Origin of the sequence: Pseudoalteromonas sp. MIP2626, from assembly GCF_013414205.1 — a bacterium.
GTDB classification, from domain to species: Bacteria; Pseudomonadota; Gammaproteobacteria; order Enterobacterales; family Alteromonadaceae; genus Pseudoalteromonas; species Pseudoalteromonas nigrifaciens.
Map to the genome: position 1 here is coordinate 1 of NZ_JAATTW010000020.1, position 14268 is coordinate 14268.

General features: G+C 38.1%; 14 protein-coding genes and 1 pseudogene. 4 read left to right on the plus strand and 11 right to left on the minus strand.

Annotated elements, in window-relative coordinates; translation table 11 throughout:
- Positions 1-94 precede the first annotated feature (94 nt).
- Positions 95-220: a type VI secretion protein gene (locus HC000_RS10030; RefSeq protein WP_257025488.1), complete on the plus strand. Its 126-nt coding sequence runs from the start codon at positions 95-97 to the stop codon at positions 218-220.
- Positions 221-670: 450 nt separating this feature from the next.
- Here HC000_RS10030 and HC000_RS10035 read toward each other — a convergent pair whose 3' ends face one another.
- Both HC000_RS10035 and HC000_RS10040 read right to left on the minus strand, forming a co-directional pair.
- The gene (locus tag HC000_RS10035; protein WP_179807576.1) at positions 671-1153 is read right to left on the minus strand and encodes a YajQ family cyclic di-GMP-binding protein; all 483 of its coding nucleotides are present in this window, start codon (positions 1151-1153) and stop codon (positions 671-673) included.
- A 328-nt stretch (positions 1154-1481) separates the two neighbouring features.
- A pseudogene (locus tag HC000_RS10040) lies at positions 1482-1829 on the minus strand (DUF520 family protein); the annotation flags it as partial.
- A 163-nt stretch (positions 1830-1992) separates the two neighbouring features.
- Between HC000_RS10040 and HC000_RS10045 the strand changes: the two are divergent.
- Positions 1993-2343 carry a VanZ family protein gene (locus HC000_RS10045; RefSeq protein ID WP_011328935.1) on the plus strand — a complete coding sequence of 117 codons (351 nt, stop codon included), beginning with the start codon at positions 1993-1995 and terminating at the stop codon, positions 2341-2343.
- On the plus strand, positions 2336-3238 hold the full coding sequence (locus HC000_RS10050) for a 2-dehydropantoate 2-reductase (protein WP_179807577.1): 903 nt from the start codon (positions 2336-2338) through the stop codon (positions 3236-3238). The genes HC000_RS10045 and HC000_RS10050 overlap by 8 nt, the downstream gene beginning before the upstream one ends.
- A 26-nt stretch (positions 3239-3264) precedes the next feature.
- Here the strand turns inward: HC000_RS10050 and thiI are convergent, their stop codons facing one another.
- Both thiI and HC000_RS10060 read right to left on the minus strand, forming a co-directional pair.
- A complete protein-coding gene (gene thiI / locus HC000_RS10055; RefSeq protein ID WP_011328937.1) occupies positions 3265-4722 on the minus strand; it encodes a tRNA uracil 4-sulfurtransferase ThiI in 1458 nt (485 codons plus the stop codon).
- A 72-nt stretch (positions 4723-4794) separates the two neighbouring features.
- Positions 4795-5463, minus strand: coding sequence for a TetR/AcrR family transcriptional regulator (locus HC000_RS10060; RefSeq protein WP_011328938.1), 669 nt, complete (start codon positions 5461-5463; stop codon positions 4795-4797).
- A 186-nt stretch (positions 5464-5649) separates the two neighbouring features.
- On the opposite strand from HC000_RS10060, the gene coaD reads away from it, so the two are divergent.
- Positions 5650-6144, plus strand: coding sequence for a pantetheine-phosphate adenylyltransferase (gene coaD / locus HC000_RS10065; RefSeq protein WP_086993960.1), 495 nt, complete (start codon positions 5650-5652; stop codon positions 6142-6144).
- A gap of 13 nt (positions 6145-6157) precedes the next feature.
- On the opposite strand, the gene HC000_RS10070 is transcribed toward coaD, so the two are convergent.
- The 7 genes from HC000_RS10070 to argC form a co-directional block, all read right to left on the minus strand.
- Positions 6158-6670, minus strand: coding sequence for a hypothetical protein (locus HC000_RS10070; RefSeq protein WP_179807578.1), 513 nt, complete (start codon positions 6668-6670; stop codon positions 6158-6160).
- A 1062-nt stretch (positions 6671-7732) separates the two neighbouring features.
- Positions 7733-7939 (minus strand): hypothetical protein, encoded by a 207-nt coding sequence (locus HC000_RS10075; RefSeq protein ID WP_179807579.1) that lies wholly within the window; start codon positions 7937-7939, stop codon positions 7733-7735.
- 274 nt (positions 7940-8213) lie between these two features.
- Positions 8214-10079, minus strand: a complete 1866-nt coding sequence (gene argH / locus HC000_RS10080) for an argininosuccinate lyase (RefSeq protein WP_011328944.1) — start codon at positions 10077-10079, stop codon at positions 8214-8216.
- Between the two features lie 49 nt (positions 10080-10128).
- Positions 10129-11331, minus strand: coding sequence for an argininosuccinate synthase (locus tag HC000_RS10085; RefSeq protein WP_179807580.1), 1203 nt, complete (start codon positions 11329-11331; stop codon positions 10129-10131).
- Entirely contained in the window at positions 11328-12260 is a 933-nt protein-coding gene (locus HC000_RS10090) for an ornithine carbamoyltransferase (protein ID WP_179807581.1), read from the minus strand. Before HC000_RS10090 ends, HC000_RS10085 begins: the two co-directional genes overlap by 4 nt.
- A gap of 7 nt (positions 12261-12267) precedes the next feature.
- Positions 12268-13035 carry an acetylglutamate kinase gene (gene argB / locus HC000_RS10095; RefSeq protein ID WP_011328947.1) on the minus strand — a complete coding sequence of 256 codons (768 nt, stop codon included), beginning with the start codon at positions 13033-13035 and terminating at the stop codon, positions 12268-12270.
- Entirely contained in the window at positions 13036-14046 is a 1011-nt protein-coding gene (argC, locus tag HC000_RS10100; protein WP_179807582.1) for an N-acetyl-gamma-glutamyl-phosphate reductase, read from the minus strand.
- Positions 14047-14268: the final 222 nt, after the last annotated feature.

Genomic DNA, 14268 nt, shown 5'->3' on the forward strand with positions numbered 1-14268 from the left:
CATGTTCATCGCCTAATCCTTAAACTCTTGATAGAGTAAATTATGATAGGCAGTTACACAAAATTAGTTACATCCTCTTTCTTTTTTAAAAGAAATGCTTACTTCAGATAAATTAGTTGCACAAGTTACACCATACAACGAAAGCCCAGCAACTGCGATTTTTAATACCACAGGTTTAAAAAATGCAATCAAACCATTAAGAGAAACCTGTAATTGGTAACTTAAAACTATGAGTATTTCATAGGTTTTATGAACTCGCTAATTAGCGAGTTTTTTATGGGCCTATTATTTGTGTTTCATCGAAGTTGAACACTTCAGCCCAATTACATGGCAGTCAGAAAAAATCCTTTGTACATTATTCTGCGCTTTAGGTATCAAGCCCGAAAAGGTAAGAGCGTTTGGTATAACGAGTCTCGATAAAGCCTACCAATTAGGCATGCGTAAGCGCCGCACTCGCCGCTATCGTCGTACACGTTTTGACTTTAAAACAGTAAGAGCGAATGGGGTCAAATCTTGACTTCATACATCAAAAATCTTCAATGTCCGCTTATGGCACATATGCGACTGTCAGATTTGATTGAGCCCCGTTAATTGAACCTGACAGTTCAAGTTAAGACTTATGCAGCTTACGGTATTATTCAGTTTAATAAATATCTAGGATAGTTTTAATTTAATCTTTAAAGTTTTTGAATTGAAACGGTTGCCCAAGATCACTCTCACGAATCAATTGCATCACTGACTGCAAGTCGTCACGCTTTTTTCCCGTCACTCTTAATTCTTCGCCTTGAATTGCTATTTGAACTTTTATCTTTGAATCTTTCACCATCTTAACAATTTTTTTTGCCACATCCTTTTCAATCCCCTCTTTAATAGTGACCTTTTGAGAGCACATTTTACCCGAAAATTCAGGTGAAGATATTTCCATAGCTTGAGGATCAATTTTTCTATTAACCAACTGTTTACGTAAAATATCAACCATTTGCTGCACTTGGTAATCACTCTCTGATTTAACCGCAACCGCCGGTGATTTCCACTCAAAACTTGCATCCACACCTCGAAAGTCAAAACGTGTACTAAGTTCTCTATTAGCGTTTTCTGTCGCATTACGCATTTCGTCTAAGTTAACTTCTGAAACTACATCAAATGAGGGCATATCTTTATCCTTTAAATTCAACATTGGTCAAGTATTATAACGTATTTAATGTCTTCTTCGAGACGCAATTAGGAAAAGATTCTATGTTATTTATAGGGAAGACAAATCACACTATAAAAGACTGTAAGTATTATTGATTCGTCAACATGTGGATGTTTGTTGTTTGTTATTTATGTGATGAATAAAGTTTTATGATATGCTTGTCTACAGTAAAAAGTGTAGACATGATTGTATTAAAAGTAGGATGTGCTGCTAACGGCAGTAAAATTCATGAAAGTCACTCACTCACTCATTGTGTCAACATCATTTTTTGGGTAGATAATACTGAAACTTTTGAATCTTTAATGGCTTTAACTATTTTTTTAGCCATGTCCTTTTCGATACCCTGCTTTAAACCAACGTTACGTAAAACATTTTTACCCGCTCGGCTAATATCTTGCAATTCAAGGCTTGATACATCCATACCACGCTTAGAAATTTTACTCGCTAAAATATCAAATAATTGTATAACCTGAGAGTCAGCTTCGGCTTTAAGCTTAATTACTTTATCATTTAGCTCAATCGATGCATCAACTCCTCTAAAGTCAAAGCGAGTTTCTAGTTCACGGTTTGCATTTTCAACTGCGTTTTTAGCTTCGTTCATTTCTACTTCAGATACAATATCAAATGAAGGCATTGATTTCTCCTAACTATTTTATCTTAATTTTATACTTAATTTATTAAAGCGATTATAACGCTAAAACTATAAATCTTTACACTTTTATGCATCTTGTTCAGGTGCGATACTAAATTAGTTTGATATACTACGGTTTCTTTTTTAAGCGATTTTAGGATTTGTTGTGACAAGGCGTGTTTATCAAGCAATTTTTTTAATTAGTATTGTGGTGTTTACCTTTTTATTTGCGAAAGAAATAAAAGGGGTTGGCAACCTGTTTCCTCATGTTGATAAAGTAGCCCACTTTGGGATATTTTTCATCCTTGCCATAATAATGGATAAAGCGTTTAAACTCCCTTTATACGCACAAATACTTTTATTAGCCGGTTACGGTGCTGCAATAGAAATAATGCAAGACGCACTTCCATATAGGCAAGCATCAATCGCAGATTTTATTGCAGATTTTGCCGGTGCAGCAAGCTACTTTATAATCAAAGCAATTTTAACTCCACGTAAAAAGAACTCTCATGGCTAAAATTCTTATTATTGGCGACGGTGCAATAGGCTTATTATTAGCCCACTTTTTAAGCGCGCAGCATAGTGTAAGCGTGTTAACCCGCAAAAGTACTAATAACACTCGTTTTTACAGTAGTGACAACAGTACTTCAAAAAAAATAAATGCCTCTTTTATTTCATTAAATGAGCTTAATAGTTTACCTAAATTTGATGTGTTTTTATTTACAGTAAAAGCCTTTCAAGTGCAAAACGCATTTGCACAAGTAAAACAATTTTTGCCTCAGCATTGCTCTATTATACTTTCGCATAACGGTATGGGTAATGTAGAGCAGTTAAAGTGTAAGCTTAATAAACACCAAGCGCTCTATTTTTTAACGACCAGTATGGCTGGGTTTAAATCAAACCAATACATAGTACAACACACTGGTAATGGGCAAAGTGTAATTGGTGGATGTAACCGCTTAGGTGTTAAAAATAGCAAGGTTATGGCGGATAAATTAACCACGATCCCCCTTTTAAAGGTGTCCCAAAATATTGAGCAGCTACGTTTTAATAAGTTATTAGTTAACATAGCAATAAACCCGTTAAGTGCGCTACATAACATTAAAAATGGTCAGCTGCGTGAGTCTCAATATTGCTCAATTATAATTAACCTGCTAACCGAAGCATGTAATATTGCTAAAGCTAAAAACCTTGATGTACCGTTAATTAATGCACTTAGCAGTGCGTATGATGTGATGGCACGTACTGCAGAGAACTTCTCATCTATGCAACAAGATGTTACTCACAATAGAGCAACCGAAATAATGGCAATTTGTGGGTACATTAGCGAGCAAGGTAAGCTTCATAATATTAAAACCCCTTTTAACGATGAACTTTTAGCTAAAATTGAAGCAAAAAAAAGCGCGGTATAAACCACGCTTTTTTAAATCGTTAACTTTTACGGGCGATATACTTTTACCGTAGTAAAGCCCTGTTCGTGTAAAATAAGCGCTTGTAACTGGCTCATTACACCTCTATCGCAATACAAATAATAGTCTTGATCTTTTGGTAAATCACCAAACTTAGTTGCTAAGCGAAAAAACGGCAAATGCACCACTTCTATAGAATCAATTTCCAGTGGTGCTGCTTCTTCTTCCTCTGGAGAGCGAATATCAATTACCACTGCACCAGCTGGTAAATCGGCAACCGACTCAGCTTCTTTTAGTTCCTGCTTAGCTTCTACATCAATATCGCGCACATCCATTACTCGTGCGTTTTCTATTACGGTATTAAGAATATCAAAGTCGAACTTCTCTTCTTCTGCTTTTATTACTTCTATTTTAGCTTTAACAGTTGGCTTTTTAGAAATAACACCACAGTATTCTGGCATCGTTTCGGCCATTTCGGCCGTACCAATTTGACGTGCAATATTAATAATTTCCTGTTTATCGTGTTGAATTAACGGGCGCAAAATAAGGGTTTCGGTTACGCGGTCAATAACACTTAAATTTGCTAATGTTTGGCTAGAAACCTGACCAATACTTTCACCGGTTACCAAGGCTTGAATATTTAGTTTTTCGGCCACTTTACTGCCTGCGCGCATCATCATGCGTTTAAGCACCACACCCATTTGGCTGTTTTCAATATTCTCTAATATTTCTGCTACTACAGGTTCAAAATCAACGGTAATAAATTTAACTTTATGAGTTGAACTGTATTTATTCCACAAGTAGTAGCTCGCTTGTTTAACACCAATTTCGTGCGCCGCGCCGCCTAAATTGAAAAACAAAAAGTGCGTACGAGCGCCCTTGCGGATCATTTGATAACTGGCTACACCCGAATCAAAACCGCCAGACATAAGCGATAATACATCTTCTTGTGTTGGCAGCGGGAAGCCTGCCATGCCTAGGTGTGTATGCGATACTATGTAAGCTTTCTCGTCTTTTATTTCAAGGCGTATCGTTACTTCTGGGTGGCTTAGCTTTACGCTTGCACCGGCAACATGCTGATTTAGTCCACCGCCCACATAACGCTCTAACTCCGTTGAAGTAAAGTCATGCTTACCAATACGTTTGGCGCGTACACAAAACGTTTTACCTTCAATGGTGTGACCAACTAATTCAATGGTTTTTTTATAAATATCGTCAAGCGTTTCAAAGCTCGTTTCGGTTACTTCAATAAACTGCACAATACCCGGAATTCGCGCTAGGCTGTCAATAAAAGTGGCACGTGTTTGCTCACCTTCTAGTAGGGTAACTACTGAGATATTGTCCCAGTTATTTCTAACTTGTACTTTTTCGTCAATACGGCGCAGTACAATCTTAATGTTATTTTCTAACACTTTAGTAAAGCGTTTACGAACCGAGCGGCTTTTGATGGCAATTTCAGGATGTAGTTTGACGATAAATTTAAGCATAGTTCACTCTTAGACTGCGGGAATTCGCGCTCCCAGGCATTGGGCGCGCGATTATAGCAAAAAAATTAACGCCTAGGAACTAAGAGCAGCGGGAATACTTGGGGCTGAGTGAGCAAGTTGCGTGTATTTTTCGCGTAACTGGTTCATTTTATCGCTACTTTTATCTGTACTATAGGCTCTAAATAAAGTTAATACTTTTAAAATACCATGATAAATATCTTGCTCGGCAAGTGCACCGCTGAGCCTGCGGGCTTTAATATAAGGGGTCCAAAAACTAACTGTTAATTTAAGCGTGTGTGCAAGTTCGAGCGCATCTTGCTCATTAATCGCAATCATTTCACTATCACGTAAACCAAGTATTATTTTACGCACCTGCTCTAACAGCTCTAGTTGAAAATTAATATAAGCCTGCTTAAGCTGCGTATCTCGCGCCAAAATATCGCCTAAATTGTCGTAAAAAAAGTGGTAGCGCCACATCAGTTCAAATAACGAATCTAGATATACCGTTAACTGACTAAATGCATCATCATTTTTATTTATAGGTTTAAAATGAGTGCTCAAGTGCTCACTATACAGCGCAAAAATATGGCGAATAATGTCTTCTTTATTTTTAAAATGGTAGTAAAGATTACCCGGGCTCATGTTTAAATGCGAGGCTATATGATTAGTTGATATCGCTCGCTCACCATGCTCATTAAACAATGAAATACTGGTGTGTATTATTTTATCCTTGGTATTCATATACTAACACTCTATTTTATTCAACAAGTTACAATTCGTACAATAAGTTGTCTAGTATAAACAAAAACAGCATAATTAAACACTCTGTGTAATAGCTTAGTCGTGACAATTAAAGCCACTTACTAGGCTGATTTGTATAAAAAACACTGTTACACTAATGCTAAAAATAATACATAGCGATACTTTATGAAAATCACTGCAATTTATCCAGGTACTTTTGATCCGCTAACTAACGGACACACAGATCTAATTCAACGTGCCTCAAAAATGTTTGATACTGTTATCCTTGCTATTGCTCATAACCCCAGTAAACAGCCTTGCTTTAGCCTTGATGAGCGTGTAGCTCTAGCTAATACTCTTTTAACTCATATAGATAATGTAAAAGTGATAGGATTTTCAGGTTTACTTGCTGATTTGGCACGCGATCACAATGCTAATGTATTAATTAGAGGCATAAGAGCGGTTTCTGATTTTGATTATGAATTTCAGCTAGCGAATATGAATCGACGCCTAAACCCAGATTTAGAAAGTGTATTTTTAACCCCGTCAGAGCGAAATTCGTTTATTTCGTCAACCTTAGTAAAAGAAGTGGCACGCCATAATGGTGATGTAAGCGAATTTGTAGACCCTATTGTAATGGCTGCACTAAATAAAAAGCTAGGCTGTAGCTACAGTAAATAAACTAACGAGCGAATTACTTAAGTGCGCTAGCTCTATTCATATAGCGCGCTTTAACTTGGTTACATACCCATACTAGGCCTAAAAAATCTTTATTTATAATTAATACTAGCACCATCAATAAATCAACAACGTTTATCCCTATTGCATACAAAGTCCACAACCACCAAACTTCGGTTTGTTCTAAAACATAAATATCGTAATACATAGCAAAAAACAAACAAGCATTGATACTTAGTCCTACGATTAAATACATAAATGCAATTGGTTTAGGCTTTTTAATCAATACACCCCACACAATAATTACACCAATTGTCAGCACATCGTATGTTGCCCAATCTATAAGTGTCACTGTTTCATAATCGAGGAATGCACTTAAAAAATATGAAGTCATCATAATAAAAGCGAGCTGGATAGTACCTTTGTCTTTTTTATTAATTTTTGATACTAACGTGTACAAAAACGCCATTAGAAAGCCCCATAAAATAAAAGCGCCTATTGATTGGCCTATTGTTTCACTAATGGTCATTTTGATTCTGCTGTAATATATTACGATTAAAAATAAAGCGTTTGAGCTTAATCAAACCCAAAAAGTCTTTATTTATAAAAAGCACTGTAATCATGAGTAAATCGATAACGTTAACGCCAATTGAATAAACACTCCAAAGCCACCACTCGTCAATGTTTTCAAGTACATATAAGTCATAGTACATCACTAACATTAACAAAGAATTGAACGTTAAACCGATTATAATATAATTAATAGCGGGGCAATTTTTTATTGAAGAGGTTTTAATGTAAACAATTAATAATACTGTAATTGTTAATAAATCATAAAGAGTAAAATTGAGGTATACATTGCTTAATATATAAAGTACTTCACTCATGGAGTACGAGAAAAGCATAATGCCTGCAATATATAAAAGTGACTTATTTGTGTTATTTATACTTGAAGCCAAGCAATACAAAAAAGCTATTAAAAAGCCCCATTGAATAAATGCACTTATATAATCGGCTAGAATAAAGTCTACGTACATATAATTAAGGGGTATAATTTATTTTAGATTTTTTGAATAAAGACAAGATTTTGTGTTTTAGCTTGTATAAGCCAAGGAAATCTCGATCAACAATTAGAGATATGATCATGAGGAAATCAATAGTTGTAACACCAAATGTATATATGTCCCAAAAAAACCAAGGATGATCATTTTTGTTGATAAATACATCAATATGCATTATCAACAGTAAAACCATATTAATGAAAAGGCCACATACTAAATACAAGAAAGAAGGGGTCGCTATTTTTATAAAATTATAAGCTAAACAAAGAGATATTAAAGTAGCAAAATCGTATAAAGCCCAATCTAAATAGGTAATATTGTAAATTGACAACCAAGTAAGAAAGTAATCTGATGAAGAATAAGAAACAACCATAATAAGTGAACTGAGTAATAAGGTAGTATTTCTTTTAACCTCTAAGCTATATACAAAGAGGTTAAAAAAAAAGGCCATCAAAAACCCCCACATAACCAGGGCTGAGAGCGAAAAAAAACCAAAAAACTCAGTTATAAACATCGAATACCTTTATGAATCATTTAGGTTTAGGATTTCCACCTGGAAGTATAATCCCACCACGCTGAAGGTCTGCGCCACCAGCGGCTGCTAACGCCTCTTGAGAGAAGCTTACTGTATCAGATTGCAGGGTTTTAGGGCTAGCAGTTTGTTCCATTGCTGGCTTTAATTGTTGCGTTTTGTTGTATGCTTGCATTTGTAGTTGGCTGTTAGCTGAAACTTGCATGTGATTATTCCTTGTAAGTGTTTTTTGTATTATTGGCGTAATCTTGTGTTACACTTTTAAAAGTGGGTAATTATATTTACCTTATATTTAACAGTGACCTTCTCATCAAGGCTGTTACTGCATTTTACACTTGTAACAAAAGCAACCACTGTGCCAACTTTTAATTAACAGTTTTAAATAGCCATAAAACTTTATTTTAATACTTAAAATGAGTGTTTTTCACCCATAAAAAAACGCACGAGGGTAACCCGTACGTTTTTTACATCTAGGGAGTTTAAGCCACGAATTTACACGGGATCTCCGCTTTATTACTTAGCTTTAAAATATATTCCATTGCTACTTCATCGCAGTTTTCTTTACGTAAACAAAGCTCACAATCTTTCATTACTTTTTCTGGTAAGCTTTCTTTGGTACAAAAGCTAAAACGCTGTTTTTCAAAAAAATCTGGGACTCGGGTTAGCACTATTACTCTATTTAACGCCAATTTTTTGGCTTTCGCTAATAAATGCTCAACTAGTTGCCGCCCTTGTCCTGATACTGCGCTTTGTGGATCTATACCCAAAGAACGTATTTCCGCTAAACCTGTGTCGTAAATGTACAGTGAAGCACACCCAGATACTTTGCCGTTAATTTCGGTTACAGCAAATTCGTTAATCGAGTGCACCATATCGCTTTTAGCACGTGGTAGGTTTTCGCCTACCGTAGCCCAGTGCTGAACCAGTTTAGCAATCGACTCAACATCGTCTAAATTAGCATCACGAACCGTTATTTGCTGTTTTTTTTTCGCAGCTTTAATAGCGCTGGTTACTTGTTCAATTGATGTTCCGCCAAGTGCTTGACGCGCTTTAATGCAGGCGTCAATTTCTAGTACCGGATAAACATCATCTGCAAATACGTCACTTACAGATTTGTATTGCTCAAGCGATAAGTCTTCCAGCGTTTTACCTTCACTAATGGCCAATTGTACTAGCACACCTACAATATGGTGTCCTTCTCTAAAAGGTACGCCCTTAGCTACCAAGTAGTCGGCAAGCTCAGTTGCATTTGCGTGGCCACCTTTTGCCGCTGCAAGTGTACGCTCGCCTTTTACTTTAATACCTTTAATACACGCTTGTGCCATATGAATACAGGCAAGCCACGTTGGCATAGCATCAAATATGCCTTCTTTGTCTTCTTGCATATCTTTATTATAAGCAAGTGGCAATGCTTTTAGGGTCATCATCATGGCACTAAACGCACCAAAAACACGTCCGGTTTTACCACGAATTAGTTCCAGTGCATCAGGGTTCTTTTTTTGTGGCATTAACGATGAGCCCGATGTCACATTATCCGCAAGCTCTATAAATCCGGCTTCGCCTGAGTTATAAAAAATAAGATCTTCTGACATACGCGATAAGTGAATCATCGAAATAGACGCACAACTTAATAGCTCTACTACAAAATCACGATCAGATACGCCATCAAGGCTATTTTTAGTCGCTCCTGTAAAGCCTAAACCCTGTGCTAATGCTTGACGATCAATTGGATAAGCCGTACCCGCTAATGCGCCACTGCCCAGTGGGCAAAAGTTCATCCGCGCTTTAGCATCTTGCAGGCGGCTTTCATCACGCTCTAGCATTTCTACGTAAGCCATACACCAGTGACTAAACAATACCGGTTGTGCACGTTGTAAATGCGTATAACCTGGTAAAATAGTCCCAAGCTCACGCTCTGCTAATGCAACAAACTCACCCTTTAACTGGGCAATGGCTTTTAAAATATGATCAGCAGTGTCGCGACACCACAATCTAAAATCGGTGGCTACTTGGTCATTACGGCTGCGCCCTGTATGTAATTTTTTAGCTAAATCACCTACTTTTTCGATTAACGCAGCTTCAACATGAGAATGAATATCTTCTGCGCCTGAAGTTGCTACCGCTTGTGGATCTGCTTTTACTTCTTCAAGCAATTGGTACAATGCTGCAACTAACTCTTGGTGCTCGTCACTTGATAACACATTAACTTGCTCAAGTGCACCAGCCCATGCAACAGAGCCTATTATATCTTGCTCTGCTAATTGATAATCGAAAGGAAGAGAGTCGTTAAATTGCTTAAACGCCTCGTCTGGACCCGTAGAAAAACGCCCGCCCCATAATGCCATGAAATCTCTCCAAACCCGATATTGCCCCTTTTAACAAGGGGCGTAAAAATTACTTTTTAGCTAATGCTTTTATTCTGCTTGAAAGCGAGAATAAACGAATAAAGCCCTCTGCGTGTGATTGGTCGTACACATCATCTTCACCAAAGGTAGCAAACGCTTCGCTGTATAAACTGTGTGGCGACTGCTTTTGCACTGCTGTAACTTGGCCTTTATATAGCTTAAGCACAACTTCACCTGTTGCATCTTTAGAAAGTGCTTCAGCACCAGCTAAAATAGAGTCTTTAAGTGGTGTAAACCAACGACCGTCATACACTAAATGTGCAAATTCGCCGCCTAGTACTTCTTTCCACTTACGGCTTGCTTTATCAAGCACCAGTTCGTCAATGGCTTGCAGTGCCGCCATCATTACGGTGCCACCTGGGGTTTCGTAACAACCGCGCGATTTCATACCCACTAATCGGTTTTCTACAATATCAACACGACCAACACCATGAGGCGATGCAATATCGTTTAATTTAACTAAACAATCATAAGGTTTAAGCTGCTCACCATTTACTGCAACAACTTCACCTTCAACTACATTTAGTGTTACTAGTTCAGCTTTATCTGGCGCTTGCTCTGGAGAGTTTGTCCAGGTCCACACTTTTTCACTTGGTTGGCACCATGGATCTTCAAGTTCGCCGCCTTCGTGCGAAATATGCCATGCGTTTGCATCACGGCTATAAATTTTTGTAGCCGATGCCGAGCATGGAATATCGCGCTCAGCTAAGTAATCTAGTAATGACTCACGGCTTGATAAACCCCATTCACGCCATGGCGCAATTACTTGTAAATCAGGCGCAAGCGCTGCAAAACACGATTCAAAACGTACTTGGTCGTTACCTTTACCTGTACAACCATGAGAAAGTGCATCTGCACCCACTTTTCGCGCAATTTCTACCTGTGCTTTAGCAATAATTGGGCGCGCCATAGACGTACCTAATAAATAAGTACCTTCGTAAATTGAGCCTGTTTTAAGCGTAGGGTAAATGTAATCACTTACCATTTCGTCTTTTAAGTCAACTACATAACACTCAGAAGCACCCGATGCGATAGCTTTAGCTTCTACGCCTTCAAGTTCCTCTGCACCTTGGCCAACATCGGCCACAAAGGCAATAACTTCACAGCCGTAATTCTCTTTTAACCATGGCACAATGGCCGACGTATCAAGTCCACCTGAATAGGCTAAAACGACTTTTTTAAATGAACTCATAGGTGTTCCTTAACAAAATTTGGATTTAATAATGTAACTAGCAGAGCGTTTTGCGCATGCATACGATTCTCGGCTTGTTGTATAATTTTTGACGCTGGACCGTCCATTACCTCAGAGGTAATTTCGAACTCACGGTGTGCCGGTTGGCAATGTAACACTGTTGTTGCACCGGTTTGCTCTAATAATGCTTTATTTAATTGATAAGGCATGTATTTTTCTTTTACTAACTCAAGTGGTGTGGTGTCGCCCATTGATACCCAAGTGTCGGCGTATACTGCGTTTGCACCAACAGCAGCTTCTACTCTGTCGCTCACCATTACTGATGCACCATTCATTGCTGCTATTTGTTCCGCTTTTTTCAGAATTTGTGAATCTGGAGAACATCCTTTAGGCGTAACGGCAACAAAGTCTGTACCTAATGTTGCAGCAAGCAACATTAATGAATGCGTTACGTTGTTGCCCTCACCTAAATAAGCTAACTTTAATTGACTCACATCGCCATGCACTTCTTGTAGTGTTAAAAAATCAGCAAGTGCTTGGCAAGGATGATATAAATCACACAAGCTATTAACTACTGGCACCGATGAATACTGCGCTAATGTGGTTAATGTACTGTGCTGATTTACGCGCGCTACAATACCATCTGCCCAGGTAGAAATATTAAGAGCAAAATCTTTTACTGACTCACGTGCACCCATCGCGCCATTTTGTTGATCTAAATACACAGCATGGCCGCCTAAGCGATTTATACCAATATCAAACGATAAACGTGTACGTAAGCTTTGTTTTTCAAATAAAGTAACCACTGACTTACCAGCCAATACTTGGCTGTATTTTTTAGGGTTTGCTTTAATATCTTGCGCTAGCTTTAATAAGTTAAGTGCGCCTTGTTGGTCTAATTCTAAACCCGTTAAAAAATTCTCAAACATAATAAACCTATGGTGTAATTTTAGTTCCGACATGCTTGCCTTGCAGCAAAGCTGTTAAGTTTTCTGGCTTTTGCCAGCTGGAAATATACACACCGCGTCGTAAGTGTTGGGCAGCGTGAAGACTGGTCTTAACTTTGACCTCCATCCCGCCCACAATCACTCCTTCATTTATTAAAGTATCAATGTGTTTTGTATCTAGTTGATGTAAAGGCTGCTTATTTGCATCAAGCACTGCTTCAACATCGGTCATAAATATTAGTTCTGCGTTTAAGTTGTTGGCAATTGCAGCGGCGGCTTCGTCAGCATTAACGTTGTACCAAAGCCCTTGCAAGTCAAAACCAATTGAGCTGACAATTGGCATACGGCCAATTTTTAGTAAATCGTTAATAATCGAATCATCGTTACTGGTACATTTACCCACTAAACATAATGCTTTTAGTTTTTGCGTGGCAGTAACACCAGCTTCATACAAACTTAAACCAACTGGTTTATGGCCAGCATTAATTGCCGCACTCATTAATTGTTTATTAGCACAACCTGCAAGCGCACCCACTATGTACGGCATTTGCTCTTTAGGGCTAATACGTAAACCTTGATGCTTTGCACTGGCAAAACCAGCGTCTTTAAGCCAAGTGTCTACAAGCGCGCCTCCGCCATGCACAATGACAAACTGCGCGTTGTGCTGCTCATTAAGTACTGAAAATAATGCTTTAGCCGCGTTTTCTGTATTAAGTACAGCGCCGCCAAGTTTAATTACCCAGGTTTTTTTACTCATTTAAAACGATCCTTTTAAGCCTGTGGTATGCGCCAATCCCATTGATAAATTAATACACTGCAAAGCTTGTCCTGCAGCGCCTTTTAATAAATTATCAATGGCAGCTATAACAATTAACTGTGTGCCTTGTTGCTGCCAGCCAATATCTACATATGGCTGTTTAGCTACGCCTTTAATTGAGGGGATTTTATCGCCCAGTAAACGAATTAACGGCTCATCGGCAAGTACTTGGTACGCTTGTGTTACTTGCTCAATGGTGACATTAGGCTTTAATTGCACATAAATAGTTTCTAAAATACCACGCGGGAAATTACCTAAATGGGGGGTAAATAAAACATTGTGACCAAGGTGTTGCTCTATTTCAGGGCCATGACGATGATTAAATAAACCATAAGGGGCAAGCGACACTTCGCAAAAATGGGTACCAATACTAGCTTTACGCCCTGCGCCGGTTACACCCGATACCGCATTAATTATAATTGTTTGCTCAGTTAATAAATCGGCCTGCTGCAAAGGCTTAAGTGCATTAAGCGCAGCCGTAGGATAACAACCCGCTACGGCTACTAATTGCGCCGCGGCAATAGCATCGCTATTCCACTCAGCTAAACCATAAGCAGCTTGATTTAATAACTCTGGATGTTGGTGCTCAAAGCCATAATAAGTAACGTAGTCGTCATTGCTCGCAAGGCGATACCCGCCAGATAAATCAAATACCTTTTTACCCATGGCTAAAAAACGCGGCGCTAAATCTACGCTTACTTTATGATCGGTACATAAACACACGTAATCGGCGCTGTTTTCAATATCGCTAAAAGCAGATTCACTAAGAGGCAGTAAAGGCTGATCGAGTAGCCCTAAGTGTTCGGGGTATAAATCACTCAGCAATTTATTTTTATCTAAGCTACCTTGCGATACATAACAGCCAGTTAAAATTAGTTTAGGGTGCTTAGCAACTAAACTTGCTAGTTCTGCGCCGCTATAACCGCTTGCGCCAATAATCACTACACTCATTGTTTACTCGTTATTTAAAATTAGTTACTACTTATCCATGTTGTTCGCTTAAACTAGCTCTGGGGCTAATTAAGACTTTAATTAATTAATGAATGTTGATTATCGTCGTATTATTTTCATGGCGCTACTTTTAAAATATTTATGCTTAAAAAGTGAATTGATATTCATCATAAATACTTTTATATTGTTATGCAATTAAATTGATTACTTATTTTGGATTTT